This is a genomic window from Arthrobacter sp. SPG23 (assembly GCF_000876655.1).
Taxonomy (GTDB): Bacteria; Actinomycetota; Actinomycetes; order Actinomycetales; family Micrococcaceae; genus Arthrobacter.
Genome location: NZ_JYCN01000025.1, coordinates 189600 through 216249, shown reverse-complemented (window position 1 = coordinate 216249; position 26650 = coordinate 189600). Strand labels below are relative to the sequence as shown.

Below are 26650 nucleotides of genomic sequence, written 5' to 3'. Positions count from 1 at the left end.
CACATGGCTCGCCGGGGATCTGTCGGACGGGCCGGCGGATCGGCACAGTGGCAGGATGAGCAGGCAGCATCTTCAGGAACCCATGCCGGAACCGACGCCGAAAGTCACGCGGGATCTCGGCGGCCAGGCCCCCGTGAGGTCCTCCGGCGGAGGTGCCCGTCCGCCATCCGGACCGGCTTCAGGGCCTCCGGATCCGGCCACGGCGGCACGCCGTGCCGCGCGGGCTGCACCGCCGGGAGGTGCGGGCGCCGCGCGCGGAAGCCAGCCCCGGGAACGGAACGGGACTGACACGGAGGCGGGAGAACAGCAGACACGGGCGCGGCCGATGCGCGGCCGGCAGGCGCCCGGGCGGCAACCTGCTGCGGGCAGGCGGCCAGCCCAGGCCCGGACGGCAGACCGTGCCGGTACAGCCGCGAAGGGTACGCCGGCGGCGCGGGCTCCCGGCGCATGGCTTCCGGCCGAGTCGGCGGAAACGCTTCTGGTAACGGGCTTCGATTTCCTGCGCGGCGAGGTTGAACGGATCGTGGCCGCAGCCGGCGGCCAGCTTCGCGTCGCAGCCGATGCCACGGAAGCCGCCCCGTTCTGGGACACCGCAGCCGTAGTACTCGTGGGCAGCGATATCCGAGAGCTGCCGCCCCGCCGCCGGGCACCCGCCGTGCTCGTGGGCCTGGGCGGTGAGGGCGACAGCCTCTGGCACCTTGCCGCCGCCCTGGGTGCTGAACGCGTCGCGGTTCTCCCGGACGCGGCCGCGTGGCTGGCCGAATACCTCAGCCGTTCCCGGTCACCGGAAGCCGGCGGGCTCGTCCTGGGCGTGACAGGCGGGTGCGGGGGAGCCGGTGCCACCACCGCTGCGATCTGGATCGCCCAGGCTGCCGCGGAGTGGGGAGCGCGCGTCCTGTTGATCGACGGCGATCCCTGGGGCGGCGGCCTGGAACTCGCCCTGGCCGCCGAGGAATCACCCGGCCTTCGGTGGACAGACCTATCCGAGGCGAGCGGGAGCATCGATCCCGAGCAACTGTCCGACGCGCTGCCCGTCGCGGGCGGGTTCTCCTTCCTGTCCTGGCCAGGCAGCCGTGAACGCCAGAAAGGTGTGGAGGCGGCCACCGTGGGCGGTGTCCTCGATGCCGCCCGGCGGGGCTACGAACTGGTCCTCGTGGATATCGGCCGCGGAACGGAGCCGCTGCGGACGTTCGCTTGGGACTGCGACCGCATCCTGGTGGTGGCCCCCGCGCAGCTGAAGGCCGCCGTTTCTTCCGCCAGGCTGCTGCAGGAACTTCCGCCGGTGGACACGGCGCTGGTGATCAGGGGCAAAGCGGGGGCTGTCCTGGACGGGCCACTGATCGCGGAATCCGTGGGGCTGCCCCTGCAGGGACTAGTCCCGGAAGTAAAGGGCACGGCCAACGCCACGGAGCTCGGCCGCCTGTTGGAAACGGGACGCCGGCGCACCGTGCGCCGGTTCGCCGCTTCGGTTTTGGACCTCCTGGGTGGTGAGTTCCCGTGAGCACGCCTTCGCAACCGCCCGGGATGTCCCGGTTTCCGGGTCCCGCCGGAGGCCTAAGGCGGCGGCACAACAGTGCCTTGGACGCCGGGCTCCTCGAATCGGTCCGGGAATCGGTGATGGCAGATTCCGGTCCCGTGACTCCGTCCCGCGTGGCCGCGGCGGTCCAAGCCACGGGCAGACTCCTGGGCACCGCAGGGTCGCTGGCCGCCGTCGAACGGATCAGCGCCGAGCTCAACGGGTTGGGACCCCTGCAAGTGCTGACCAGGGATCCATCAGTGACGGACATCTTCGTCAACGCCCCGGACTCCGTCTGGCTGGACCGCGGAAACGGCCTGGAGCAGGCGGCGGTGTCATTCTCCTCTGAAAACGAAGTCCGTTCGTTGGCGGCCCGGCTCGTGGCGGCAGGCGGGCGGCGCCTTGACGATGGCTCCCCCTGCGTGGACGTCAGGCTCGAAGCCGGATACCGGATCCACGCGGTCCTGCCGCCTATCTCGACTGCCGGGACGCTTCTGAGCGTCCGGATCCGCCGTCACGAGGTGTTCACGCTGGACGAGCTCCGCGCCGGCGGCATGTTTGGCTCCTTGATCCAGGACGTGCTGGAACGCGTGGTTTCCCGGCGCCTGAGCTTCCTGATCAGTGGTGCCACCGGGTCGGGGAAGACCACCCTCCTCTCAACGCTGCTGGGTCTGAGCCAGCCCGGCGAACGGCTCGTCCTGATCGAGGACGCTTCGGAACTGAACCCTGTCCACCCGCACGTGGTGTCGCTTGAATCGAGGCATGGAAACCTCGAAGGCGGCGGTGCGGTGGACCTTGCCGAACTCGTCCGCCAAGCCCTCCGGATGAGGCCGGACCGTCTGGTGGTTGGGGAATGCCGCGGAGCCGAAGTCCGCGAACTGCTGACGGCCATGAACACCGGACACACCGGGGGCGGCGGAACCATCCACGCCAACACGGCCGCAGCCGTTCCTGCCCGGCTTACGGCGCTGGGGGCCCTCGCCGGAATGGGCCAGGACGCCATGCGTCTGCAGGTTGCCAGCGCCTTGGACGTCGTGGTGCATGTTGAGCGGTCCCGCGGGGTCCGCCAGGTGGCATGCATCGGCGTGGTTGAGGACGGCCACCTCGGACTGGAGGTCTCGGTCGCCGTGGCTGCGCACGGGGGTGCGGTCAGCCTGGGGCCCTCGTGGCCAAAGCTGGCCCGACGGCTGGGCATTGACGAATCCGGCGCTGCGGACCACGGTGCGGGACCGATGGGACCAGTGGCCGGGGGAGGCGAATGATGGTCCTGTTCGTTACAGCGCTGGCACTTGCTGCGTGGCTCGTTGCCCGGCCGCCCGGCGGCAGCTCAGTAAGGATCCGCAAAGCACTGAAAACCGGGCATCCCGAGTCGTGGGACAGGGGAGGTGCCCGAGGTTCGGGCAGCGGCACGGGCAAGGGCGGCCGGCGCGGCGCGTCAGGGGCCTGGCGCGCCATCTGGCCCGGAAAGTCGCGCCAGCCAGAGCATTGCGTGCCTATGACGGTGGTGGTCCAGCAATTGGCCGCCCTGCTCAAAGGAGGCCGAACACCGTCAAAGCTGTGGGATGAACTCTGGATGGTCTACGCCACGGACGGCCGATCAGGTGACGGACCCGCTGACGGACCGTCGCTCACCCCTGCGTCGTTGTCGATGCTGTCGGTGGCCCGGGCTGCCGCCATGCGAGGTTCTCCCGCAGCGGACGCCATCCGGGCGGCGTCCTCCGCCGCCTTCCGGGGAAGCAAAAGCCGCGAACGGCGAATCTGGGGCGATCTCGCGGCCTGTTTCGACATTGCGGCGGCGAGCGGCTGCCCGCTGGCGGACGTCCTGAGCCGCCTGGCGGCGCAGCTGGAAGTGGAGGACGACGCCGAAGCCGCCCGCCAGACCGCCCTGGCTGGGCCGAAGGCCACCGTCACCCTCCTGACCTGGCTTCCGCTGCTGGGTCTGGGGCTCGGAGCCGCCCTCGGCGTGGATCCGCTGTCCATCCTGCTTGGCACGCCGTTTGGGATGGCTGCGCTCGCCGCCGGCGTAGCGCTGACCGTGGCCGGCCGGATCTGGTCCGCCAGGCTGGTCCGCTCTGCCATCGGAACACCATGACGGCGGAATGGCTGCCGTCGGTGGTCATGGCACTTGTGCTGGCCGCTGCCTCCGCACTGGCCTTGACAGGACGCGGCAGCGCGCACAGGAGGTTTCTTCGGCGAAGTCGTATGCGGGTGGACAACGGAAGGAACGGCGACGACGCGCCAGCGGCTCGGCCGGATCTTCGGGCGGGGGACGGCCTGAGCGACACCGCCATGATGCTTGAACTGATCGGGGCCATGCTGGACGCCGGTTCGGGGATCGGCCGAGCCTTGGAACTCGTCGCGGATTCAGCCTCCCCGGAGTATCACGAATCGCTCCGGCCCGTGGTGGCCGCCCTGGCCATCGGGGCCGACTGGGAAACAGCGTGGCGCAGTTCCGAGTCCCGGACTCCGGAGCTGCTGGTCCTGCGGCAGGCCCTCGGCTTTGCCGCCCTGACGGGGGCGCCGTCGTCTGCCATTCTCTACGCCCAGGCAGCAAGGCTGCGACGCGAACGCTTCCGGGCAGCGGAAAAGCGTGCGGCCGCACTCGGCGTCAGGCTGGTTGTCCCGCTCGGGCTCTGCTCCCTGCCCGCTTTCGTCTGCCTTGGCGTGGTGCCCGTGCTGCTGGCGATGCTTCCGTCCGGAAGCTGACGGAGGGGTCCCGTGTGGGGACGTCGGAGTGTTCCTCCACAGCCCCGACTTTCCGGGCTTTTCCACTTAGCCGAACCTCGCACTTAATTCCTTCCGGCCGGGCCGGGAGAGTCGAACCAGCCGGCAAGTCAGCCGGAAACCAAATGAAAGGAACTGCCATGTCAATCACCTCCAACCACCGTCAGTATGCCCAGTCCGGAGCCGCCGCGCAGACCGGCCACGAGGACGCGGAAGTCCTGGAAATCTTCCCCGGCGCCCGGGACGCGGCGCCCGTCTCCGGCCGGACGCGCGGACGGCTCATGGGATCCGAGGTGGGAATGGCTACCGCGGAATACGCCATCGCCACCTTGGCGGCCGTGGGTTTCGCCGGGATCCTGGTGTTCATCCTTCGCAGTGACGAAGTCCGGGGTTTCCTGCTGAACCTCATCCGGACGGCGCTGGCGTTGCCATGACGCCAGCGGTGCGCCGGCAGCGGATGCCGGCGATGAAGGAGCCCGGCGGTCGGGGACACAGCTGGTCCGGGTCCAGCGGTTTGCGGTTGCCGGGCGCGGGATTGCGAGGTCCGGGTCCCAACGGTTCGGGGAAGGACCGTGGAGCTGTCACCGCGGAATTCGCGGTGGCGTTGCCGGCGGTCCTCCTTCTCCTTGCACTCCTGCTCGCGGGATCGGGGGCCGGGATTACCCAGCTGCGGCTCGAAGAAGCGGCACGGGCCGGGGCGAGGGCACTGGCGCGCGGGGAAGACCCCGGAGCCGTGGAAGGGATCGTCCGGCACCTCGCCGGGGCCTCGGCGTCATCGGTGGTCGTGGCTGAGGGTGAATGGCTCAGTGTCACGGTTTCAGACAGGGTCTCCGGTCCCGTCGGGTCCGTCGTGCCGTGGGCACTGTCAGCCCGGGCCCTGGCCCGGAGCGAGACTGCCCGGAGCCAAACCGCCGAGTCCGCAGGTGTCCCGCCGGCGGAGGCCTGGCCCGCACCGGCACGAGCCGGACAGGCGTGGGAACGGCGTCCGGAAGCCGCGGCCTCGTGAAGCCGCCGCGGCACCGAAAACCGGGCTATCCGGAACCGGGAATTGCGGCACCACGGCATGTGGCAGCGCGCGGACCGGAGGCCGGCGAGCGGGGGCGGACCAATGAACGTGGATCCGGAACGGTCCTTGCCGCCGGGCTCGGACTAGTGGTGATTGTAGCCATGGCGCTAGTGCTGCTCCTGGCCCAGTCCGCCGTAATGGCGTCCAGGGCGGCGTCGGCCGCCGACCTCGCCGCGCTGGCGGCAGCCGACGCGTTGCGGGGGATCAGCCAGGGCGTGCCGTGCTCCGTTGCGGCCGATGTTGCGGGCCGGCAAGGTGCGAAGATAACCAGTTGCTCGGAAGGGGGAAATGACACCGTGGAGGTCCGAACGGAGCTCCTGAACCGAAGCATGGTCGGCGCAGCCACCGGTCACGCACGGGCGGGTCCTCCTCCGTGACCGGGCACCCATGAGAGCCCTGCTGACCGGGCACCCATGAGAGCCCTGCTGACCGGTCACCCATGAGAGCCCTGCTCAGAACCGGGCGGCGTGCTCCGCCGGCCGGGCAGCCTCGGCGTGGGCACCCGTCGCCAGTTCAGCATGCGGCTGCTCGGCGGGCTGCTCGGTGGAGTCCTTCAGAAGTACGTCTATCAAGGTGATCGCCGCCGCCTTGTCCAGCGGGTTGTTCTTGTTGCCGCACTTGGGCGACTGGACACAGGACGGGCAGCCTGCGTCGCACTCGCAGGCCGCGATGGCGTCACGGGTCGCGGAAAGCCACACCTTGGCCTTGTCGAAGCCGCGTTCGGCAAAGCCCGCGCCGCCGGGGTGCCCGTCGTACACGAAGATCGTGGGCACCCCGGTGTCGGCGTGTATGGCGGTGGATACCCCGCCGATGTCCCAGCGGTCGCTGGAGGCGACGAGCGGGAGCAGCCCGATGGCGGCGTGTTCGGCCGCGTGCAGGGCGCCGGGGAACTGGGCTTCGATCAAGCCCGCCCCCGTCAGCGATCGGTTGTCCACCACAAACCAGACAGCCTTGGTGAACAGGTCCCTGGCGCCCAGCTCCAGCGGTTCCTCGCCCAGAATTTCATTCGAAATCAGTGCCTTGCGCTGGAAGGAAACCACCTGTGTTGTCACCTTCACGTCCCCGAAGTGCACGGCGACGTCGCCCCACTGGGCGGTCCGCTGCGTTTCCAGGACTTCGATCTGGGTCACGTCACGGGCAGTGGTGTAGTAATCGGGGTTGGCGCGGCGCACCATCACACAGTGGTCCGCCTCGTTCAGGTCCTCCACCACATAGCTGTCGCCCTGATGCACGTACACGGCGCCCGTGTGGGCCTGGTAATGCGTTTGCGGCGAGTCCATGGTGCCGAGCAGTGAGCCCGTCTCGGCGTCGACAATGCTTACCGGCCCGCCGCCGTCCGCCCTCAGGTTCACCATGGCCGCCGCGCTCTGCGGGTGGGTCCAGAACCAGCCGGCGGGACGTTTGCGCAGGTAACCCTGGGCGACGAGCTGGTCGAGGAGTTTCTCCGAGGTGGGGCCGAACAGATCAAGCTCCGTGTAACCCAGCGGCAGTTCAGCTGCGGCGGCACACAGGTGCGGCCCCAGCACATAGGGATTGGAGGGATCGAACACCGTGGCCTCAACGGACACGTCAAAGATGGCTTCCGGGTGGTTCACCAGGTAGGTGTCCAGCGGGTCATCGCTGGCCACGAAAGCAGCGATGGCGTCCTGGCCGGCGCGCCCCGCCCGGCCGATCTGCTGGAAGAGGGAAGCCCTGGTGCCGGGCCAGCCGGCAACCAGGACGGCGTCGAGCCCGGAGATGTCGATGCCGAGTTCAAGGGCGGAGGTGCTGGAGACGCCCAGGAGTTCCCCTGACCTCAGGGCCTTCTCCAGCGCCCGCCGCTCCTCGGGGAGGTAGCCGGAACGGTAGGCGGCAACACGCTGGGGCAGGCTGGGATCCACCTCGTCCAGGAGCCGCTTGGTGATCGCTGAGATGGTCTCGGCCCCGCGCCGGGACTTGATGAACGCGATGGTCCGGATCCGGGAGGAGACCAGGTTCGCCAGCAGGTCAGCGGTTTCGGCCACGGCGGTTCTGCGTTCCTTGGCACCGTTCTCGCCGCGTAGTTCAGTGAGGGCAGGTTCCCAGAAAGCCACGGTGGTGGAGCCGTGCGGTGAGGAATCCTCGGACACGGCCCGGACCGGCGCACCGATGAGCCTCCCGAAGGACGTTCCCGGCTCGGACGCAGTGGCCGATGCCGCGATGAACACCGGACCAGGCTGGGACGTGCTGGTGCTGTAATAGGCGCAGATTCGCCGCAACCGGCGCATCAGGTTGGCCACGTGGGATCCGAAGACGCCGCGGTAGCTGTGGGCTTCGTCCACGATCACGTATTTGAGCCGGCGGAAGAAGCTGGCCCACCAGGCGTGGTTGGGCAGGATGCCGAAGTGCAGCATATCGGGGTTGGCCAGAATGAGGTTTGCGTGGTCCCGGATCCAGCGCCGTGACGCCGGGTCGGTGTCGCCGTCGTACGTTTCGGCCCTGACAGTCGGGAGCCTGAGCGAGCGGACGGCGGCAAGCTGGTCGGCGGCCAGCGCCTTGGTGGGGGAGAGGTACAAGGCCACGGCGCCGTCGTCGTGGATCTTTCCCGGCTCCGAAAGTACCCGAAGTTCCGAGCGGTGGATCGCGTCCAGCGCAGGCAGCTGATACGCCAGCGACTTACCGGAGGCGGTGCCGGTGGCAATCACCACATGTTCCCCGCCGTGGGCAAGGTTCGCCGCCTGGATCTGGTGACGGTACGGCTCATGGATGCCTACGGAGCCGTAGGCGTTGATGAGATCGGGGTGGGCCCATTCCGGCCACGGCTCGTTTACGGCCTCCCGGGCGGGAATGGTGCGGACATGACGCAGCTGCTCCGGGTCCGGGCCACGGCCCAGCAGCGGAATCAGGGAGTCATGCGGGTTCACTTCAATATTGTTTCATCCGGGCTCAAATCGCCCGGCCTCTGGCAGCCCGGGCTCCAACAACTCCGGCGTGGCGAACCGGTCCAACCAACGGCGTCGGCCGAAGCGTGTTTCCGCCGGAGGGAGCGGTGTCAGCCGACGGAAAGGTCGGCGCCTTCGTCTGACGAGGACAGCATCAGCACGTGGCACAGGGTTGTCCAACCCAGGTGCGAGTACAGCTTCTGGCCGTCCAGGGAGGCCAGCAGCAGGCCGTTTTCCACATCGTGCTCGAACGCCTGCGCCGCCAAAGCCTTCATGATGAAACTCCCCAGCCCGCGCCGCTGATAGGCCGGTTCGGTGACAATCTTGTCGAACACGGCCGTGTGTCCCACCACGAACACGCGGCCGCTCGCAGCCACGGATTCGCCGGCGCGCACCACTGCATGGTGGACGCCGTCGTCCTTGGACGTGGTGAGCTGCAGGTCGTCATCGGAGAGCCACGGATCTTCGGAGTCCTGCGTCTCCATGTCCACGATCATCATGGTCTGCGAGGCGGAGGTGACGTTCAGGCCATGTTGCTGGGCCAGATAGGTGTACCGCGCGACGTCGTTGGTGAGCACGGTGAGGATCCTGGCCGGCGCTTCCGCCGTCTTCGCAGCCAGCTCGGCGAATTCGGTATCGGAGGGATCGTGGGCGAAATATTCCCATTCCTTGGTGGTGTCCGCGCGCAGCGCGGCCGGGAAGCGGCCTTCCGTTCGCGTCTCGTAGCCTCGGCAACCGGCCCATCCGGTCACCCAGATTTCCACGAGGCGGGTGATGTCTTCAACCATGGCGTCTGGGCTCATGTGATGAGAGTATTCCAGCCCTGCCCCAAGCAACAGGGGGTATGGCCCGGGAAGCAGGCTTGCTATTGAATTGTGATCGGAGCCGCTGGTAGAGGCCAAGGCCCCCGATTCAGCGTTTCAGCCGCTTTCGGTCAGCAAGTACCCTTAAATACGTGGCTTTGAACCGAATTGTGCTCTTTTACGGCTTTACTCCGATCGCCGACCCCGATGCCGTGCGCCTGTGGCAGCGCGCCCTCTGCGAAAAGCTGGGCCTTACCGGTCGCATCCTCATCTCCAAGGACGGCATCAACGCGACAGTCGGCGGCGAGCTGAAAGCCGTCAAGCAGTACGTGAAGACGACCCGCGAATACAAGGGCTTCCACGGCATTGACGTCAAGTGGTCCGACGGCGGAGCGGAGGACTTCCCCCGGCTCAGCGTCAAGGTACGGGACGAGATCGTTTCCTTCGGAGCCCCCGGCGAACTCAAGGTGGACGCCAATGGAGTGGTGGGCGGAGGCACCCATCTCAAGCCCGAGGAACTCCACCAGCTGGTCGATGCCAAGAAGGAAAACGGCGAGGACGTGGTGTTCTTCGACGGACGCAACGCGTTTGAAGCCCAGATCGGCAAGTTCAAGGACGCAATCGTCCCCGACGTTGCCACCACGCACGACTTCATCAAGGAACTCGAGTCCGGCAAATACGACTCCCTCAAGGACAAGCCGGTGGTCACCTACTGCACCGGCGGGATCCGCTGCGAGGTGCTTTCGAGCCTCATGGTGAACCGCGGCTTCAAGGAGGTCTACCAGCTCGACGGCGGCATTGTCCGCTACGGCGAGACCTTCAAGGACCAGGGCCTCTGGGAAGGGTCCCTGTACGTCTTCGACAAGCGCATGCACCTGGAATTCAGCGACGAAGCCAAGACGATCGGCGAGTGTGTCCGCTGTTCGGCCCCCACCAGCAAGTTCGAGAACTGTTCCAACCCGAGCTGCCGCACGCTCACGCTCTACTGCCAGGATTGCGCCTCCAGCCCGGAGACGCTCCGCTGCCCGGAAGGCTGCGCCGCATAAGTTCGGCATCGCGGTGTTCAGATCCGGCTGATCCGGTAGGCGAAGTTCGCTGCCGACTGGGCCGCCACTTCCACGCTGAGCACGGCGTCGTTGGACACATGGACCACGTTCACCCTTGACGTTCCGCACCGCAGGCTCAGGTCCACGAGGGAGAGTTCCCCGTTGCGTACCGTGAATGACACCCTGCGAGGGCTCTTGCAGGCCAGCGTCAGCGAGTACGTGCCGCTGGGCAGCTGCCCGGTGCTTTCCTGGCGTGTGGTGCCCGCCTTGAGCAGGCCGAAACCCGTGTGGAAGACCTGGCCGGCTGTCTCCGGGAGCACCCGCTCAACCCAGGCATCCAGTTCAGCGCCCGTTACGGGGAGGTTCCGCCGCGGGTCCTGCGGGAGCGCCGCGTCGGTGAAGGGCGGCGCCGTCGCGGTGGGCAGCGGCCCGCGGCCGTCGTCGTACACGTACTCACAACCGCTCAGCGCCGCTCCAGCGGCCAGCACACCGGAAAGCACGACGGCGGCCGCCGCGGCCGTACGCCGTGGCACCCTTGGTGCCTGCACGGTGTGCATACTCTGACTCTAGGCCCGCCGCCACCCCCAAACCAGAGGCGGCCGGACGCGCGGCGGCAGCCCCGGCCGGACGTCAGGGCGAGGGCTCCAGAATCCGAACCGCCCCCACTGCGGCTTTGTAGACTATGCCCTCGTCCGGACTCACGATATAGGCGGTTACCGGGCCCGTTCCCAACTCAACCTGCTGGGTGACCGGTTGCCCGCAGGGCACGTCCATGCCGTGGGAGCCCGGGGCGGATCCGCGGGACGTCACTACCAGTTGCGCCTGCTCCGCCCCCACGCAGACGGCCGTGACGGTATACGTGCCTGCCCCGGTCAGTACGCCTTTGTACGTCAGTCCGCCTCCGGCTCCGCCGTGCCCGCTGATGGCGCCGGCAGCCCCGCCCGCACCCACAGGGACATCCGCCAGCAGCAGTTCGACGGCGGCCATGTTGCGGTCCAATTCCGCTAAAAGTTCAGGATCCGTGGAAGGCAGCGGCAAGGGGCTTGCGCCACTGCTGCCCGTCGCGCCAGCGGAGCGGGACGGCTCCGGCCCGACGTCGTTCGCGTATTCGCAGCCGGCCAGGCTGGCGGCGACGAGGGCACCAAGCACGGCGCCGGCCACCAGGAACACCGCGCGTTTTGGCGCCCGGACCGCCACTACTGCCCGCCCCCAGTGGACGGCAGCAGGCTGTACGCAGCCCGGACCGGATCATGGGTGGCATCCACCCTCACCAGGACGCCGTCCGGTCCCACAGGAATATCCGCAGGAAAAGGCCTGCCGCACGTGAAGCCGCTGCCAGCGTGCAGATCGTCACCGTTGGGTTTGAATACCGTTATCTCGACGGCGCCAGTGCCTTCGCAGACAAAGGTGAGGGTCAGTGTTCCGGGAGACTCAACCGGCCCGGAACGATGCCACTGGCCCGGCACCGGATAGCCCCGCACCTCTCCGGGTTGCTCCGGACCGAGTTGTTCCGCGGCCCAGCCGTTGGCCGGACCCGCCGATGAACCCGGTACTTCAGGGTATGGTTCCAGCCGGACGCCGCTGGCGCCGAAGTGCGGGTCGGCGGCGGCCGCCACCCTTGCCGTGATCAGGCCGCCCTGGTGGGTGAGGCGCATGACCCGCCGTGTATGGCAGAGGATGTTTGACTCCTCGGCGTCGGCCCCGCCCAGGCGTACCTCGAGCTCTGCATACTGCGCGGCAACGCACGCAGCCGTCAGGAGATAGTCGCCGGCCGGAACATCGGCGCTCCACGCGGCCGCTGCCCCTGTTGCGGTGAGGTATGGAAGCTCATCGGTTCCCGGCGGACCCAGAAGCCGCCTCATCTGTTCGTCGTTGGCCTGTTCAGGTGGAACCGCGGGAGAGTTCGATGCAACCCCGGAGTCCGGGTGTCCCGGGCCGGCGTTCGACGGCGGCGCCGACGCAGCAACGCCCGGCGGACCGCCGTCGTCCGCGTATTCACAGCCGCCCAGCGACGCCGCGAGCAGGCCCAGAGCCGGCACAACTGCGGCGACGCCCTTCATCCGCTTCCCCCAGAGAGCTGACATGTCCCTGAGCATACGCACCTCCGCAGACGGTGCAAGTCACAGAGCTAGCTGCCGGCGGCCAGATGATAGGCGTAAATCAGCGGAGCATCCACGCTGGAGGCGCTGACCTGCACGGCGCCGGCGGCGGGCACGGTTATTTTGGCGCTCTCCCGGCTGCCGTTGCAGGCGGCCCCGGCCTCGGCGAGCTTCGTGCCGCCGGCCGTGACGGTGAAGAAGGCCTTGCCGCCGCCGTCGCACGTCATGGTGAGGGTGTACACGCCGGCCGGAACGTCGGCCGCGTCCTTGACCAGCGGCTCGCGGTTGAGGATCTTACCGGCATCCTCGAGCACCGTTCCGCTGGCCGTCGGCAGCGCGGTGGCCTTCCAGGCCGGGACGTCGGCATTCTCGATGGAAACCGCAGATGAGCACGCCGAGGCGGCCACCACAAGGCAGGCGCCCACGGACGCCGCGCCGACGATGCGCCTCAGTGCAGGCAGTCGTTGCGGCCCGGAAGAACGTGAAAGCATACCTCCAACTTACCCGCTGAAAAGGGCGGCCCGGTCCCGCGGGCGGTCCCGGCAGGGGCCGCCGCAGCACGTTCTCGCGGTGCTGTTCTTACACAAGCTCATCGAGGCGGCGCCAGAACGCCGCACGGATGGCCTTCCGGATGTCCTGGAGGTCCGTCTTCGCTTCGCCGATCTTCGCGGCACAGTCCTTGATCAGGACCCGGTCAATCGTCGGCGGCAGCAGCGGACGCTCGGCGAGGAGTTCGTTGAGTTCCCGCTGGCTGACGCTCCCGTGCCAGTTGTCCGCAAGACTCACAGCCACTGCTTCGGCGCTTTCCACCAGATCGAACCAGGGGCTTTGCGCGGGGGGTGCTCCGGTGGCGGTGGAATACACCGGTTCCCGGCGCACAACGCCGGCTGCCGGCACCGGACGCAGGTCCTGCTGCACCCGCCGGGGGCCAGGCGTCGGCACCGGCCTGCCGGATGATCCCGCCGGGGCGGCAGCGGCGGCGGCGGCAGCTGCGGGCTCTGCAGGAACGGGAGATCCGGCAGCCTCAGAAACGGACCCCGCCGCAGAACCTGCCGCGGTAGCCGCGTCGGCACCCCGGGCGGGAAAAACACCCGGCCCGGGAACAGGCCGCGTGCCGGGAACGTGGGCCGCACCGTTGCCGGAAATACTGACTTCAGCAGGCCCGGTTTCGGAGGAAACGGCGGCGAAGGCGGCAAGCTCAGCCACCGGCGCCGACTTCGCAAAGCAACGGTCCAGGAGCGTCTGCGGAAGCGTGGCGATATCGTCAACCTGCAACGCCAGATGCTCCGCCACCGCGGTAACCCCCAGCCGGTGGCCCTGGTTCTCGATCCCCAGCAGCACCACCTTCATACCGAGGTCCTGCGCCGCTTCCACCGCCTCGGCGAGGTCGTCGTCGCCGGAGAGAAGGTAGGCGACATCGGCCGACCGGTTCCGCGCCACCCCCACGAGGTCCAGCCCGAGCTTAAGGTCCACGCCTTTTTGCTCGCCGTTGTAGGACATGCGCCCCAGCCGAACCTTCACCCCCGGCAGCAGGCCGATCCGCTTGTGTTCGTCGCTGAACACGCCGTCCTTGGCGGCGTCATACCAGTACATCCTCAGCAGATCCCGGCTGTCGCGCTCGCTGACAAATTCCTGGATACCGTCCACCAGGCTCTTGTACTGGACGGAAAAGGCAGAGCGCAGCGAGTTCCCGGTGACCCGCAGCCCGCCCGTTGCCAGAAGGAAACCTGCGTCAACGAAGATCACACTTTTGCGGCTCATGCTCAGAAGCATAGGTGGTACTGCCGACAATCCCGCCCCGGGCGGCGCGGAACGGGGCGAACCCGGCCTGAAGGGCGCAGCCCCGAACCATAGACTTGCACAGTGACTGAAACAGCTATGGACTTCACGGCCGGCAACACCTCCGACGCCCCCCGCAGCGACCTCCCGGAGCTGCTGGCCGCCCTCGCCGCGGACCTGCGCGGCGTCGGGTTCACCGTGGATGGAGTGGCCGGGCTCCTCGGCGACTCCGCCTATTCCGCCCTCAGCCGTGACCAGATCATCCCCTCCTTGATCGCCACCGAAAAAGCCGCCAAGGGTGACCCGGACGCGGCGGCGCTTGCCGCCGTCGTACGCCTGTGGCTGCTGGCGGTGCCACAGCGCGCCGAAGTGCTCGACGCCGCCCTCCCGGGGATCCGTACCGAGGGCCTCCTCACGCTGGGACTCGTGGAACCTTCCACGGCGGCGGAAGACGGCGCGGATCCTGCGTGGGGAACCGTCAGGGCGAAGGCGGATCTGCGGCCTTACGGCTGGGGCGGCGACACCGCAACAGACGCGGACGAGGCAGGTGCGGACAGTAGCGGGGGCACCGACCTGTGGGTGGCCAGCGACCTCGCGGCGCACCAGCAGCCCGGCGTTCTGCGCCACGACCACGTGCTGGGAATCGGGCAGGCCTCCACCACTCTGGTGCAGACCACGATCCGCCGGCATGTGTCGAAAGCACTGGACCTGGGTACCGGCTGCGGCATCCAGACCTTCCACCTGTTGCAGCATTCGGACCACGTGACAGCCACGGACATCTCCGCCAGGGCGCTTGCCTTTACCCGGTTCAACCTGCTCCTGAACGCCGAAGCGCTCCGTGTCGACCCGGCCCGGCCGGAGGACCGCGTGAGCCTGCGCCTGGGCTCGCTGCTGGAACCCCTGGCAGGGGAGACCTTTGACCTGGTGGTGTCCAACCCGCCGTTCGTCATCACGCCGCGGAGCCCGGGGGAGGCCGCGGCGGACCAGTTCACCTACCGTGACGGCGGCCTTCCCGGCGACGACATTGTTGCGTCATTGGTCCGGGACCTGCCATCCGTCCTTGCCCCGGCCGGAACAGCCCAACTATTGGGTAACTGGGAGGTCGCCGCGGGAACGTCATGGCAGGAAAGGCCGCAAAGCTGGGCCGGAACGGACGTGGATGCCTGGTTCATCCAGCGCGAACTGGTGGGGCCGGAACAATACGCCGAAACGTGGCTGCAGGACGCCTCCGAGTCCCGCGACCGCCGGCACTACCAGGACGCCTACGCCGCCTACCTGGACGACTTTGCCTCGCGAAACGTGGCGGGGATCGGATTCGGCATGATCTTCCTTCGGCGGCCCGCTGCCGGCGCCCGGCCGGTCATCAGCCGGTTCGAGGAGATCACCTATCCGATCGAGCAGCCCATCGGCCCGCACCTGGGAGCAGCGGTGGAGCGGGCCGACTGGCTGGCGGCCAACGATCTGGCCGCCGCCCACCTGCTTGTGGCCGAGGACGTCACGGAGGAGCGCCACCAGCGCCCGGGGGCGGAACATCCCGGCGTGATCCTGTTGCGCCAGGGCGCGGGGCTCCGGCGCACCAACCTGCTGAGCACCGAGCTGGCCGGTTTCGTGTCAGCGTGCGACGGCGATCTGTCCGCCGGGCAGATCATCGGTGCCCTGGACGCGCTGCTGGGCGGGGGCGACGGATTCGACGGCCAGGCGTTCCGGGACGGTCTCCTCGCCGAAGTCCGGAACCTGGTCCGCGACGGGTTCCTCCTCCCGGCCTGACCCGGCAACGGCAGGCTCGGCTGCAGCACCCCGGCCCGCGTGCGGGCGGGCAGGGTCCTCCGGGCCGTCTCCTGAGCCGAAGCGCCACAGCACGGTGATGGCGATGGCCAGGGACACCACCGCGCCGGTGCCGCCGATCAGCAGAAAGCCCGTCCGGACGGGCAGCAAGGCCCCCAGCAGTCCGCCGAAGGCCAATGCGGCAATGGTGATGGCGCGGGTCAGGCCTCCGATCATGGACATCGCCTGGCCGCGGCCTTCCTCGGGCATCCGGAGGATCACGATGGCCCCGAAACAGGCGTTGAGGACGCCGCAGGAAACACCCATCCCGGTGTAGGCGACGAACATGATGTCCACGGTGGGTACCAGCCCGATGACTGCGAGCACTGCGGACGTCAGCGCCATTGATCCCAGCAGGATGCGGAGCCGCGCCCGGGGTGTTTTGATCAGGCCGGCGAGGGCGGCTCCGGCCGCCATTCCCAAAGCAAAAGCGGCAACGAGCAGGCCGTACTGCGTTTCGGAGGCGCCCATTTCGCCGCGAACGAGGAACACTTCGAGGACGTTGGTTGCCTCTCCCACGGCAATGAAGAACAGTGCGCCGAGGACCAGTGCCCAGACGAGGCTGTCCCGCCGGATGAGGCGGAGCCCGTCCATCAGGGCAGGCTGCTTCCGGCCGGCACGCTCGGCGGCAGTGCCCCTCCGGGTGCGGATCAGGAAGGCGCCCGCCCCCATCAGGACGTAGCAGGCGCTCGCCACGGAAAACACCAGTATTGAGCCGCCCCAGCCACTCAGCAGGCCACCCGCCGCGGGTCCGGCCATTCCGGCGATCATGATTGTTGCCTGCATGGTCCCGACAGCGCGGGGTGTGCGCTCTTCACCGACGATCCGGGGCAACAGGGCCTGGAACGTTGGTCCGGCCACCGCCTGGCAGGCGTTCAGCACAAGAGTCAGCAGGAAGAGCGCGGGAAAATAGTTATCCAGGAAGTGCATGCTCAGGCCCATGCCCGCCACGGCGGCGGCACTTCCAGCGGAAGCCGCCGTCGCGAGCGTCCGGGAATCGCGCGTGTCCGCCAGCCTCCCGGCCCACGGGGCAAGGACCACCAGCGGCAAGGCGGAACACAGAAGGTAGGCGGCCACCACCCAGGAACCGGCAAAGGCAATCGTGCCGGCCGCCGCGGCGGCCTGCAGATGCAACATCACGCTGACCACAACTGCACCCATACCGGCGGCAGCCATGAAGCGGGCGCTGCTGGCTAACAGGAAATCCCGGTTTCGCCAGAGTGCTGGATTTACTTGTAATAAGGCAGGCGATGGCCTGGCCGTGTCCCCCATGTCCGCGAAACTACTCCCCGGCTGGCGCGGATGTCAAGCGTTTCTTTCAGAGTTGCCGGATGGCCGATAGAATGGGGACGTGAACGCAGAAACTCCGGAGCCGGAGCCGGCCGCGCCAGAGGCTGCCAAACGCAGGATGCGGCCGGAGAAGAAGGTGGAGATCACCGATCCCAAGGCCATCCGCGCGCTTGCCCACGCGGCACGCCTGGAAGTGATCTCGGAACTGTATTCCACACAGGTCAGCCGGACGGCCACGGAGCTTGCCACGCAGACGGGCCTGACGCCGAGTGCCATGAGCTATCACCTGCGGGCCCTGCAGAAGTGGGGCATCGTGGAGCCGGCCGCCACAGCGGGAGACGCGCGGGAACGTCGATGGCGTGCCGCCGGGACGGACTTCACCATTAACTCAGGCGGCGGCGTGGCCAGTCCCGAGTTCGCCGTTCTGGACCTCGAGCTGGACGCCTTCCGGCGCAGGGTCGACGCGTACGCCGGGGTCCGCGACGAGCGCAGGAAAAACAACGAATCGACCGAGGCGCCCGGGGTGGTGGTGCTGTCCAGCACCCTGCTGTACCTGACCCCGGCGCAGCAGTCGGAGCTGACTGCGAAGGTGTTCGGGCTGCTCAAGGAATACGAGCTTGAGGATCCGGACCAGGTCCCCGAGGGTGCGGAACGCATGGCCACAATGTGGTCCCTGATTCCGGACGATCGTAAGTGATGCACGGCACCCGTTTTCCACATGAATGCGCATCATCCTCCAAAATATGGTGAACTAGGCGAGTATGGGCCCATCTGCCCGAGCCAACCTTTTTCTGTAGGAGCACCGTGCCAAGTAAGGCCAAAACCGGCAAGAAACTCGTGATTGTGGAGTCTCCGGCCAAGAGCAAGACCATCGCCAAGTACCTGGGCGAGGGCTTCATCGTTGAGGCCTCCATCGGTCACATCCGTGATCTGCCGCAGCCGTCCGAGCTCCCCGCCGAACTCAAGAAAACCTCCATCGGCAAGTTCGCCGTCGACATCGAACACGACTTCAAGCCGTACTACGTGGTGTCCCCGGACAAGAAGAAGAAGGTGACTGAGCTCAAGGCTGCGCTCAAGGACGCTGACGCCCTCTATCTCGCAACCGATGGGGACCGCGAAGGCGAAGCCATCGCGTGGCACCTGCTGGAAGTGCTCAAGCCCAAGGTCCCCGTGTACCGGATGACGTTCGGCGAAATCACCAAGGAAGCCATCCAGCGCGCCATGGGCAACCTGCGCGATGTCGACCAGGACCTCGTGGATGCCCAGGAAACCCGACGCGTTCTGGACCGCCTCTACGGCTACGAAATTTCCCCGGTGCTGTGGCGCAAGGTGGCCCGGGGCCTGTCCGCCGGCCGCGTCCAGTCCGTGGTCACCCGCATGGTGGTGGACCGCGAACGCGAACGCATGGCGTTCAAGGCCGCGTCCTACTGGGACCTCACCGGCCAGTTCGGTGCAGGCAACGGCGCTACGTCGTCATTCAAGGCGAAGCTCGCCGCCGTGGACGGCGCCAAGGTGGCCAGCGGCCGGGACTTCAACGACGACGGCGAACTCACCTCGCGCAACGTCACGCACCTGAATGAGGAACTCGCCACGTCGCTGGCAGCGGGGCTGCAGAACGCGGAATTCCGTGTCCGCTCCGTCGACACCAAGCCGTACACCCGCCGTCCGGCCGCTCCGTTCACCACCTCCACCCTGCAGCAGGAGGCGGGCCGCAAGCTGCGGTTCTCCTCCAAGAGCACCATGCAGGTGGCCCAGCGCCTCTACGAAAACGGCTACATCACCTATATGCGTACGGACTCGTCCGCACTGAGCGACGAAGCTGTGACGGCTGCCCGACGCCAGGCCTCGGAGCTCTACGGCCCCGAGTACGTGCCGCAGTCACCCCGGGTTTACACCGGAAAGGCAGCGAACGCGCAGGAAGCCCACGAAGCCATCCGTCCCGCCGGTGACTCCTTCCGCACCCCGGCGCAGGTGGCCAAGCAACTCTCGGGTGACGAATTCCGGCTCTATGAGCTCATCTGGAAGCGCACCGTTGCCTCCCAGATGGGCGATGCCAAGGGCTCCACCGCCACCATCCGCCTCGGCGCGGTGGCCGCGGACGGCCGCGATGCAGAGTTCTCGGCTTCCGGCACCGTCATCACCTTCCCCGGCTTCCTCGCCGCCTACGAAGAAGGCAAGGACGAGAGCCGCGGAGACGACGACTCCGAGGAAGCACGCCGGCTTCCCAACGTGGCCAAGGACGATGCGCTCACTGCCTCGGAGATCGTCGCCGTCGGCCATGAGACCTCGCCGCCGCCGCGCTACACGGAAGCCTCCCTGACGGCAGAGCTGGAAAAGAAGGGCATCGGACGCCCGTCCACCTACGCCTCCACCATTTCCACCATCCAGGACCGCGGCTACGTGCGTAAGCAGGGGTCCGCGCTGGTCCCCAGCTGGATCGCCTTCTCCGTGATCCGGCTGCTCGAGCAGCACTTCCATGACTACGTGGACTACGAGTTCACGGCCGACATGGAGGGCGACCTGGACAAGATCGCCAACGGCCAGGCCGTGGGCGCTGCCTGGCTCAAGCACTTCTATTACGGCGAAGATTCCGATCCCGGCCTGTTGAGCATCGTGAACAACCTTGGCGAAATCGACGCCAAGGAAATCAACTCCGTGCCGATCGCCGAGGGCATTACCCTGCGCGTGGGCAAGTTCGGTCCGTACCTGGAGAGCTCGGTCCCCACGATCGATCCCAAGACCGGCGAGGTGGTGGAGTCCGCCCGCGCCAACGTCCCCGAGGACCTGGCCCCGGACGAGCTGACCCCGGCCAAGGCCCTTGAGCTGATGGAGACGGCGGCGCCGGAGGAACGTGTCCTCGGCGAAGACCCGCACACGGGCCACACGATCGTGGCCAAGAACGGCCGCTACGGTGCCTACGTCACGGAAATCATTCCGGAAATGACGGACGAGCAGCTGGCCAACCAGCCCGTGGAGTACTACAAGAACGGCAAGCCCAAGCCGCCGAAGAAGCCTGTCAAGGCCAAGCCGCGCACCGGTTCGCTGTTCGCCTCGATGAGCGTGGACTCGGTCAGCCTCGACGAGGCGCTGCAGCTGATGAGCCTGCCGCGCGCGCTCGGCGAGGACGCCGAAGGCAACGTCATCACCGTGCAGAACGGCCGCTTCGGCCCGTACCTGAAGAAGGGCACGGACTCGCGTTCCATCGGCTCCGAAGAGGAAATCTTCACGATCACGCTGGAGCAAGCTCTGGAGATCTACTCCCAGCCCAAGCAGCGCGGTGCCCGTGCGGCCGTCCCGCCGCTGGCCGAGTTCGGACCGGACCCCGTTTCGGAGAAGAACATCGTGGTGAAGGAAGGCCGCTTCGGCCCGTACATCACCGACGGCATCACCAACATCACTGTCCCGCGCTCCACCTCGCTCGAGGAACTGACGCGCGAACAGGCTGTGGAACTCCTGGCGGAGAAGCGCGCCAAGGGCCCGGCCAAGCGTCCGGCAGCGCGCAAGGCCCCGGCGAAGAAGAAAGCTGTCGCTAAGAAGTAGTCCTTCGAGACCGCGGGTGCGGGCCGGGGGCTGCGTTACCGAACGCAGCCCCCGGCCCGCACCCGCGTCCGGCAGTTTTCCACATGGCCCGGGCGGGCGCTTTCAAGCTGTCCGCCGCCGGTGGAAGCTGATGGAATGACCAGTCAGGCAAACACCCGCCCGCATGAAGCAACGGATCCGCTCGCTGACATCTGGGCCGAAATCGTGACCTCGCAGGCGGATGGCCGGGTCTCGCGGAACTCACCCGCGGCCGTCATAGTGCCTCCCATGCCGGAGGTGACGGGTCCACCTTCCGGCTCCAGCCGCGCAGTGTCTCTTTCCCTGGCGCCTGATCACGCCGTCGCCGCATTTCCGCTCCCCAAAGGCGAAATCATGTGGCGCACTGACGAGCTACTTGCGCAGGGGCTCAGCAAGCGGCGAATCAATGAACACCTCCGGGCAGGCTCCCTTGTCAGGGTCCGCACGGGCGTCATGGCCCGCGGAAGTTTCTGGAATGGCCTCTCGGACGGCGACAGGGAGCGGGCCCGACTTGCCGCGTACAGCAAGCGGACCCTGCCGGCCTCGGCTGACGGGCTGACGTTCAGCCACACGTCCGCAGCGCGCCTGCATCGGCTGTATCTGTGGCGAGCCGACAACCTGATACACGTAACCATTCCGTACCATGCCGCCCGGGGCTCGCACGCCGCCGACGTCAGGGCCCATTCGAGTCCTCTTCTGCCCGGCGACCGCCTAGAGATAGATGGCCTGCCCGTGACTTGCTTGCACCGGACCGTGCTGGACTGCGCCCTGATGCTCAACTACCGGCAGGCCCTGATCCTCCTCGATCATGGGCTGCGGATCGGATGCGAGAAACAGCGACTTGAATCGGCCTGCGCCGAACTGACAGGAGTCCGGGGTGTTGCCGGCTTTCGCAGGGCACTGGCATTTGCCAACCCTCTGTCAGAGTCGCCCGGCGAGTCACTGACGAGGGACGTCATTGCGCGGCTGAGGTTCCCCGCGCCTGTGCTTCAGTTTCCGGTTCAAACAGTCCGCGGCACCTACCGATTCGACTTTGCGTGGCCGGATCTTCGGGCCGCCCTGGAATTCGATGGAAAGTCAAAGTACTTCGACTACAAACCGACGGCGCAGGTGATTTACGAAGAGCGTGAGCGGGAGAAGCTGTTGACCGAACTCGGGTGGCGGATCCTGCGCATCGGCTGGAAGGACCTGTTCGACGAGCGGAGCCTGAAAGTGCGCCTGCTCCGGCTCCTGAGTGGCTGAGATCGCGGGTGCGGACCGGGGGCTCCGTGCCGGCACCCAGCCCCCGGCCCGCAGCAGCGAAGTCGGATCCCGGCAAGGAGGAATTGCGCCCCGCCCGGCAAACGTGGTCGAGTAGAGACATGACTGAACAGCCTGCACCCGCGGAAATCCAGCCACTGAACGACCTCGAAGAGAAGCTCGCCACAGGTGACCAGCCGGATGCCAACCCGGTGGACGTCATCCTGTCCTTCCTCAACAACGAGGTCTACATCATCAGCTCCGACGCGCTTGAGGGCGAGGACGCCCAGGTGGAACCCCTGGTGCTGTCCAACGCCGAAGGCAAGCCCGTGCTGGCCGTGTTCTCACACCCGAGCCGGGTGGACCAGCAGTTCCTCGACGCCGCCCCCAACGTCCTGGGCACCCAGGGAGCCGCCATCATCGGCAACCTCGGTGATGAGCTCGGCATGGTGATCAACCCCGGCAGCGCCTTCGGCTTCGAAATCGATCCCGAAGGCGTGGCCAACATCCGGCGCGACTTCAAGCGTGCCGACCAGCCCGCGGACCAGCCCGCGGACCAGCCCGCAGAGGGTTCCGGCGCCGCGGCAGCCGAGTAACTCCGGCGTCATTCCGACTCGAACCGGCAAGCCGCCGACGCAGTTGCGCCGGCGGCTTGCCATCGGTGAATAATGGCAGAATGCGTCTAGGCGTCCTCGACATCGGTTCAAACACTGTCCATCTGCTCCTGGTCGACGCGCACCCCGGCGCGCGGCCGGTTCCTTTCGCTTCGCATAAACGCCCGCTCTCCCTGGTGCAGTTCCTCGATGCCGAGGGAAACATCAACGACGCCGGCCAGCACGAACTCATCGAATTCGTCCTGGAAGCGTGGGAGTTCGCGGCCAAACACAAGGCCCAGGACCTGCTGGCCTTTTGCACCTCGGCCATCCGCGAAGCCACCAACGGGCCCGCGGTGCTGGCCCGGGTCAAGCACGAAACCACCGTGACGCTCCAGGAACTCACCGGCAGCGAAGAAGCATCCATGACGTTCTTTGCCGTCCGGCGCTGGTACGGCTGGGGCGCCGGACCCATCCTGAACCTTGACATCGGCGGCGGCTCCTTCGAAATGGCATTGGGCCAGGACGAGCTCCCTGAGCTGGCCACGTCCGTACCGCTGGGCGCGAGCCGCCTCACCCGGGACTGGCTGCACGAGGACCCGCCCACCGCGAAGAGCGTCAAGGAGCTCCGGCGCTATATCCGGGCAACCCTCAAACCTGCGGTTCGAAGTTTCAACGAGCTTGGCAGGGCCAACGTGGTGGCGGGAACGTCCAAGACCTTCCGTTCGCTGGCCCGGATAGCCGGGGCGGCCCCGAGCGGGGCCGGGCCGTACGTCAAGCGCGAACTGGGCGCCACGGATCTTGGCATCTGGGCGCAGAGGATTTCAGCCATGAAGACCGAAGACCGGCTGCACCTGCCCGGTGTCTCCGAGGCCCGCGCCAACCAGCTCCTCGCGGGAGCACTCGTGGCCGAGGCGGCCCTGGAACTTTTCGAATTCAAGAAGGTCAAGATCTGTCCCTGGGCGCTTCGCGAAGGACTGATCCTCCGCAGGCTGGACCAGCTGATCTTTGAAGGCCCCTTGGAACCGGCACACCAGGCGCTGCTGCCTCCGGTCGCGGCCACGCTCGCCGGCACAGGCACAGGCTCAACCACCGACGCCGGCGGGAGGGATGACTGAGATGAGCGCCGACGTCGAACGTTTGCCAGAAGAAAACCGCGTGATCCCGGTGGCGCTGTCCAGCGCCTCCGTCTACCCCCTGAGCGTGCACGATGCCTTCGCTGTGGCGCAGGACCTTGGTTTTGACGGCGTGGAGGTGATGGTCACCAACAACACCACCAGCCAGAGCCCGCACTCCCTGCTGGAGCTCAGCCACCGCTACCGCCAGCCGATCGTCTCCATTCATGCGCCCACGCTGCTGCTGACCCAGAAGGTCTGGGGATCGGCCTGGAACAAGATCGAAATGTCGTGCCGGATGGCCCGCGAGGTGGGCTGCGGCACCGTGGTGGTGCATCCGCCGTTCCGCTGGCAGAACAACTACGCGGAGAACTTCCCGGCCGGCATTCGCCAGCTCGCCGACATGTACCAGGTGCGGATCGCCGTCGAAAACATGTACCCTTGGCGCGTGCGGGGCCGGGAGACGGTAGCCTACCTGCCGCACTGGGACCCGTTGGGCCAGGATTACGACGACGTCACGTGGGACTTCTCGCACGCCGCCACTGCGGGAGCCAACAGCGTTGAGGCGATCAAGGCCCTCGGCAGCAAGCTCAGGCACATCCACCTCACGGACGGCACCGGTTCCGGACGGGACGAGCACCTGATTCCCGGCCGCGGCAACCAGGGCTGCGCGGAAGCGCTGCAGCACCTGGCCGGCAGCGGGTTCGACGGCGTGGTGGTGGCGGAAATCTCCACCCGGAGGGCGAAGTTCGCGGGGGAGCGCGAACTGTGGCTTAACGAAACCCTAAAGTTCGCGCGCCAGCACCTGAGCCACCCGCTGGTCGGGGCACGGGAGGCGTAGCAGGATGTTCCGCGGAACGGACGCGGCGGAGGGTGTCGATACGGGCGGGAGCCGTTCGTATAGAAGGTGAGAGGCCGGCACCGGGCCGGCCCAATCCTCAAGGAGGAAAGCCAAATGTCACAGTACCTGCTCAGCATCTACCAGCCTGACGGTCCCGTGCCGGATCCGGAGTTCCTGGAGCCCATCATGCGCGGCCTGGAAGGCCTTAACCAGGAGATGAAGGCGGCCGGCGCCTGGGTGTTTGCCGCCGGACTCCATCCCGCGGATACCGCCACCGTCCTGCGGCCGCAGGGACACGACGTGCTCATCACGGACGGGCCCTTCACCGAAGGCAAGGAGCACCTGGGCGGCTTCACCGTCATCGACGTGGACGACCTCGACGCCGCCCTGGGCTGGGCCCGCCGGCTGGCGGAGATCGTGACGTTGCCGGTCGAAGTCCGACCGTTCCTGCACTAGGTGTTCGGAGACGGCCGGATGACGGGGCGCGGTTCCGCTTCAGGGGTGCCCGCTGCGGAGGGGGCCGTTTCGGGGGATTCCACCGGCGAGATGGCCCGGATCTTCCGCCGGGAGTACGGCCGCGCCGTGGCGGTCCTGGTCCGGGTCTTCGGCAGCATTGACCTCGCCGAGGATGCGGTCCAGGACGCTTTCACGGCGGCGGTGCACCGCTGGCCGTCCACCGGCGTCCCGCCCAGCCCGGCCGGATGGATTATCACCACTGCGCGCAACCGGGCCATCGACCGGCTCCGGCGGGATGCCGCCCGCAACGACAAATATGCCCAGGCCGCCATCCTTGGCTACCGGACCGGGGACGCTTCGGGCGCGGCGCCCGAGGACCTGTTGATGGATGAGCCGGGGGAGGAGGACGGGATGCGCGATGACACGCTGCGGCTCATCTTCACCTGCTGCCACCCCGCCTTGGGAACCCCGGCCCGTGTGGCACTGACGCTCCGCCTCCTGGGCGGGCTGAGTACGGCGGAAATAGCCCGCGCCTTCATGGTGTCGGAAAAGACCATGGCACAGCGGCTGGTCCGGGCCAAGGCCAAAATACGGGACGCCCGGATTCCCTACCGCGTGCCCCGCGGCGCCGAGCTGCCGGAGCGGCTGGCGGCCGTGCTCGCCGTCGTCTACCTCATCTTCAACGAGGGCTACAGCGCGAGCTCAGGCGAGGCACTGGTCCGGGACGATCTCTGTTCGGAGGCCGTCCGGCTTGCCCGGCTCCTGGTGACGCTGATGCCGGATGAACCCGAAGCCCAAGGGCTTCTGGCGCTGATGCTGCTGATTGAGTCGCGGCACGCAGCCAGAATGACGCCCGACGGCGGTCTGGTGCTGTTGGCGGACCAGGACAGACAGCTCTGGGACACGGACCTGATCCTCGAGGGCCAGTCCATTGTGCGCCAGTGCCTTCGCCGGAACCGGCCGGGACCGTACCAGCTCCAGGCCGCCATCAACGCGGTCCACAGCGATTCCCCGTCGGCCACGGAAACGGACTGGGAACAGATCCTGCGGCTGTACGACCAGCTCCTGCAGGCGTCGCCCGGGCCCGTGGTTGCGCTCAACCGGGCGGTGGCCGTTGCCGAGGTGCACGGCCCCGAGGCAGCCCTCAGCCTGGTGGACGAACTTGAGTTGGGAGGCTACGGGGTGTTCCACTCCGTGCGGGCTGATCTGCTCCGGCGCCTGGGCCGCTATCCGGAAGCCGGGGAGGAATACCGGGAGGCCCTTGGGCTGGCAGGCAACGCGGCTGAGCGCCGGTTCCTGAAAGGCCGGCTGCTTGAGCTGCCGGCGGCGGACTAGCCGGCCGAGTTAACGAGAAACCGAGTTAACGAGAAAACGCCGGGCGGTCCTGCCGAAGGAATTGGGGGAACCCTTCCGCAGCCGCCCGGCGCCGCGCCGGTTCCGAAGAACCGGCTGTTATCACTCGCACCTGTGAAGCACTTTCCAAGCTACAGACGGACTATGGGTGTTTCGGGGAATTTCCCTGTGCGTTGGCTGGCAATACGTGCCCCGGCGGGGACTTAAGCTGGCGGCGACTTAAAAGAGAAAGCACCGGCGGCCTCGCAGGAAAATGGGGGAAACCTGCTGCAGACCACCGGTGCCGGGCAAACATCCCCATGCTTGCCTCATCACTCGCACCCTCAATGAGGTAATAACTACGTTAGGGGCCGAGCTTGTGAGGAAGCTGCGGCGAACATGTGAGCCAGCTGTGAATGGGGCCGGGGCTGTTCCCCGTCCGCGGCCACGGCTCCGCTGGAGGGCGCGT

General features: G+C 67.5%; 24 protein-coding genes and 1 pseudogene. 17 read left to right on the top strand and 8 right to left on the bottom strand.

Annotated features, from left to right (window positions below):
• Positions 1-55 precede the first annotated feature (55 nt).
• The 7 genes from ssd (at position 56) to TV39_RS17005 (ending at position 5683) form a co-directional block, all read left to right on the top strand.
• Positions 56-1501 carry a septum site-determining protein Ssd gene (gene ssd, locus TV39_RS17035; RefSeq protein ID WP_326942843.1) on the top strand — a complete coding sequence of 482 codons (1446 nt, stop codon included), beginning with the start codon at positions 56-58 and terminating at the stop codon, positions 1499-1501.
• A 23-nt stretch (positions 1502-1524) separates the two neighbouring features.
• Complete coding sequence (locus TV39_RS17030; RefSeq protein WP_043483771.1) at positions 1525-2778, top strand: TadA family conjugal transfer-associated ATPase; 1254 nt, start codon at positions 1525-1527, stop codon at positions 2776-2778.
• The gene (locus TV39_RS17025; RefSeq protein WP_043483769.1) at positions 2775-3608 is read left to right on the top strand and encodes a hypothetical protein; all 834 of its coding nucleotides are present in this window, start codon (positions 2775-2777) and stop codon (positions 3606-3608) included. The genes TV39_RS17030 and TV39_RS17025 overlap by 4 nt, the downstream gene beginning before the upstream one ends.
• Entirely contained in the window at positions 3605-4222 is a 618-nt protein-coding gene (locus TV39_RS17020) for a type II secretion system F family protein (protein ID WP_043483767.1), read from the top strand. Before TV39_RS17025 ends, TV39_RS17020 begins: the two co-directional genes overlap by 4 nt.
• A gap of 158 nt (positions 4223-4380) precedes the next feature.
• On the top strand, positions 4381-4674 hold the full coding sequence (locus TV39_RS17015; protein WP_043483765.1) for a DUF4244 domain-containing protein: 294 nt from the start codon (positions 4381-4383) through the stop codon (positions 4672-4674).
• A gap of 23 nt (positions 4675-4697) precedes the next feature.
• Positions 4698-5246, top strand: coding sequence for a TadE family type IV pilus minor pilin (locus tag TV39_RS17010; RefSeq protein WP_442853507.1), 549 nt, complete (start codon positions 4698-4700; stop codon positions 5244-5246).
• A 59-nt stretch (positions 5247-5305) separates the two neighbouring features.
• Positions 5306-5683 (top strand): Rv3654c family TadE-like protein, encoded by a 378-nt coding sequence (locus TV39_RS17005; RefSeq protein ID WP_043483940.1) that lies wholly within the window; start codon positions 5306-5308, stop codon positions 5681-5683.
• A gap of 75 nt (positions 5684-5758) precedes the next feature.
• Here the strand turns inward: TV39_RS17005 and TV39_RS17000 are convergent, their stop codons facing one another.
• On the bottom strand, positions 5759-8188 hold the full coding sequence (locus TV39_RS17000) for a DEAD/DEAH box helicase (RefSeq protein WP_043483763.1): 2430 nt from the start codon (positions 8186-8188) through the stop codon (positions 5759-5761).
• A gap of 128 nt (positions 8189-8316) precedes the next feature.
• A complete protein-coding gene (locus TV39_RS16995; protein WP_043483762.1) occupies positions 8317-9009 on the bottom strand; it encodes a GNAT family N-acetyltransferase in 693 nt (230 codons plus the stop codon).
• A gap of 152 nt (positions 9010-9161) precedes the next feature.
• Between TV39_RS16995 and trhO the strand changes: the two genes are divergently transcribed.
• Positions 9162-10055 (top strand): oxygen-dependent tRNA uridine(34) hydroxylase TrhO, encoded by an 894-nt coding sequence (gene trhO, locus TV39_RS16990; RefSeq protein WP_043483760.1) that lies wholly within the window; start codon positions 9162-9164, stop codon positions 10053-10055.
• A gap of 17 nt (positions 10056-10072) precedes the next feature.
• Here the strand turns inward: trhO and TV39_RS16985 are convergent, their stop codons facing one another.
• The 5 genes from TV39_RS16985 to TV39_RS16965 all read right to left on the bottom strand — a co-directional run bounded on the left by TV39_RS16985 (position 10073) and on the right by TV39_RS16965 (position 13915).
• Complete coding sequence (locus TV39_RS16985; RefSeq protein WP_043483758.1) at positions 10073-10612, bottom strand: hypothetical protein; 540 nt, start codon at positions 10610-10612, stop codon at positions 10073-10075.
• A 73-nt stretch (positions 10613-10685) separates the two neighbouring features.
• Positions 10686-11252 carry a hypothetical protein gene (locus tag TV39_RS16980; protein WP_043483755.1) on the bottom strand — a complete coding sequence of 189 codons (567 nt, stop codon included), beginning with the start codon at positions 11250-11252 and terminating at the stop codon, positions 10686-10688.
• A complete protein-coding gene (locus TV39_RS16975; protein WP_144406450.1) occupies positions 11252-12139 on the bottom strand; it encodes a hypothetical protein in 888 nt (295 codons plus the stop codon). The genes TV39_RS16980 and TV39_RS16975 overlap by 1 nt, the downstream gene beginning before the upstream one ends.
• A gap of 44 nt (positions 12140-12183) precedes the next feature.
• On the bottom strand, positions 12184-12645 hold the full coding sequence (locus TV39_RS16970; protein WP_043483749.1) for a hypothetical protein: 462 nt from the start codon (positions 12643-12645) through the stop codon (positions 12184-12186).
• Positions 12646-12733: 88 nt separating this feature from the next.
• Entirely contained in the window at positions 12734-13915 is a 1182-nt protein-coding gene (locus TV39_RS16965; RefSeq protein ID WP_043483938.1) for an NYN domain-containing protein, read from the bottom strand.
• Positions 13916-14032: 117 nt separating this feature from the next.
• On the opposite strand from TV39_RS16965, the gene TV39_RS16960 reads away from it, so the two are divergent.
• A complete protein-coding gene (locus TV39_RS16960; protein WP_043483746.1) occupies positions 14033-15700 on the top strand; it encodes a DUF7059 domain-containing protein in 1668 nt (555 codons plus the stop codon).
• Positions 15701-15757: 57 nt separating this feature from the next.
• On the opposite strand, the pseudogene TV39_RS22635 reads toward TV39_RS16960, so the two are convergent.
• A pseudogene (locus tag TV39_RS22635) lies at positions 15758-16918 on the bottom strand (MFS transporter); the annotation flags it as partial.
• A 190-nt stretch (positions 16919-17108) separates the two neighbouring features.
• Between TV39_RS22635 and TV39_RS16955 the strand changes: the two are divergent.
• The 8 genes from TV39_RS16955 to TV39_RS16920 all read left to right on the top strand — a co-directional run bounded on the left by TV39_RS16955 (position 17109) and on the right by TV39_RS16920 (position 26184).
• Positions 17109-17744 carry an ArsR/SmtB family transcription factor gene (locus TV39_RS16955; protein WP_043483743.1) on the top strand — a complete coding sequence of 212 codons (636 nt, stop codon included), beginning with the start codon at positions 17109-17111 and terminating at the stop codon, positions 17742-17744.
• A 107-nt stretch (positions 17745-17851) separates the two neighbouring features.
• The gene (gene topA, locus TV39_RS16950) at positions 17852-20587 is read left to right on the top strand and encodes a type I DNA topoisomerase (RefSeq protein ID WP_043483740.1); all 2736 of its coding nucleotides are present in this window, start codon (positions 17852-17854) and stop codon (positions 20585-20587) included.
• Between the two features lie 135 nt (positions 20588-20722).
• Complete coding sequence (locus TV39_RS16945) at positions 20723-21847, top strand: endonuclease domain-containing protein (RefSeq protein WP_235347426.1); 1125 nt, start codon at positions 20723-20725, stop codon at positions 21845-21847.
• Between the two features lie 119 nt (positions 21848-21966).
• A complete protein-coding gene (locus TV39_RS16940; RefSeq protein WP_043483737.1) occupies positions 21967-22440 on the top strand; it encodes an SseB family protein in 474 nt (157 codons plus the stop codon).
• Between the two features lie 80 nt (positions 22441-22520).
• Positions 22521-23555: a Ppx/GppA phosphatase family protein gene (locus tag TV39_RS16935; RefSeq protein ID WP_043483734.1), complete on the top strand. Its 1035-nt coding sequence runs from the start codon at positions 22521-22523 to the stop codon at positions 23553-23555.
• Position 23556: 1 nt separating this feature from the next.
• Positions 23557-24393, top strand: a complete 837-nt coding sequence (locus TV39_RS16930; RefSeq protein ID WP_043483730.1) for a sugar phosphate isomerase/epimerase family protein — start codon at positions 23557-23559, stop codon at positions 24391-24393.
• 114 nt (positions 24394-24507) lie between these two features.
• Positions 24508-24849: a YciI family protein gene (locus tag TV39_RS16925; protein ID WP_043483726.1), complete on the top strand. Its 342-nt coding sequence runs from the start codon at positions 24508-24510 to the stop codon at positions 24847-24849.
• A gap of 18 nt (positions 24850-24867) precedes the next feature.
• Positions 24868-26184: an RNA polymerase sigma factor gene (locus TV39_RS16920; RefSeq protein WP_043483723.1), complete on the top strand. Its 1317-nt coding sequence runs from the start codon at positions 24868-24870 to the stop codon at positions 26182-26184.
• The last annotated feature ends 466 nt before the right edge of the window (positions 26185-26650 follow it).

Excerpts from the sequence above, each read along its gene's own strand:
- TV39_RS16995 (WP_043483762.1), bottom strand. The coding sequence starts at position 9,009 with ATGAGCCCAGACGCCATGGTTGAAGACATCACCCGCCTCGTGGAAATC.
- TV39_RS16970 (WP_043483749.1), bottom strand. The coding sequence starts at position 12,645 with ATGCTTTCACGTTCTTCCGGGCCGCAACGACTGCCTGCACTGAGGCGC.
- TV39_RS17015 (WP_043483765.1), top strand. The coding sequence starts at position 4,381 with ATGTCAATCACCTCCAACCACCGTCAGTATGCCCAGTCCGGAGCCGCC.
- TV39_RS16985 (WP_043483758.1), bottom strand. The coding sequence starts at position 10,612 with ATGCACACCGTGCAGGCACCAAGGGTGCCACGGCGTACGGCCGCGGCG.
- TV39_RS16935 (WP_043483734.1), top strand. The coding sequence starts at position 22,521 with ATGCGTCTAGGCGTCCTCGACATCGGTTCAAACACTGTCCATCTGCTC.
- TV39_RS16940 (WP_043483737.1), top strand. The coding sequence starts at position 21,967 with ATGACTGAACAGCCTGCACCCGCGGAAATCCAGCCACTGAACGACCTC.
- TV39_RS16920 (WP_043483723.1), top strand. The coding sequence starts at position 24,868 with ATGACGGGGCGCGGTTCCGCTTCAGGGGTGCCCGCTGCGGAGGGGGCC.
- TV39_RS16965 (WP_043483938.1), bottom strand. The coding sequence starts at position 13,915 with ATGAGCCGCAAAAGTGTGATCTTCGTTGACGCAGGTTTCCTTCTGGCA.
- TV39_RS16930 (WP_043483730.1), top strand. The coding sequence starts at position 23,557 with ATGAGCGCCGACGTCGAACGTTTGCCAGAAGAAAACCGCGTGATCCCG.
- ssd (WP_326942843.1), top strand. The coding sequence starts at position 56 with ATGAGCAGGCAGCATCTTCAGGAACCCATGCCGGAACCGACGCCGAAA.
- TV39_RS17030 (WP_043483771.1), top strand. The coding sequence starts at position 1,525 with ATGTCCCGGTTTCCGGGTCCCGCCGGAGGCCTAAGGCGGCGGCACAAC.
- TV39_RS16960 (WP_043483746.1), top strand. The coding sequence starts at position 14,033 with ATGGACTTCACGGCCGGCAACACCTCCGACGCCCCCCGCAGCGACCTC.
- TV39_RS16975 (WP_144406450.1), bottom strand. The coding sequence starts at position 12,139 with ATGTCAGCTCTCTGGGGGAAGCGGATGAAGGGCGTCGCCGCAGTTGTG.
- TV39_RS17025 (WP_043483769.1), top strand. The coding sequence starts at position 2,775 with ATGATGGTCCTGTTCGTTACAGCGCTGGCACTTGCTGCGTGGCTCGTT.
- TV39_RS17010 (WP_442853507.1), top strand. The coding sequence starts at position 4,698 with ATGCCGGCGATGAAGGAGCCCGGCGGTCGGGGACACAGCTGGTCCGGG.
- TV39_RS17020 (WP_043483767.1), top strand. The coding sequence starts at position 3,605 with ATGACGGCGGAATGGCTGCCGTCGGTGGTCATGGCACTTGTGCTGGCC.
- TV39_RS16945 (WP_235347426.1), top strand. The coding sequence starts at position 20,723 with ATGACCAGTCAGGCAAACACCCGCCCGCATGAAGCAACGGATCCGCTC.
- TV39_RS16925 (WP_043483726.1), top strand. The coding sequence starts at position 24,508 with ATGTCACAGTACCTGCTCAGCATCTACCAGCCTGACGGTCCCGTGCCG.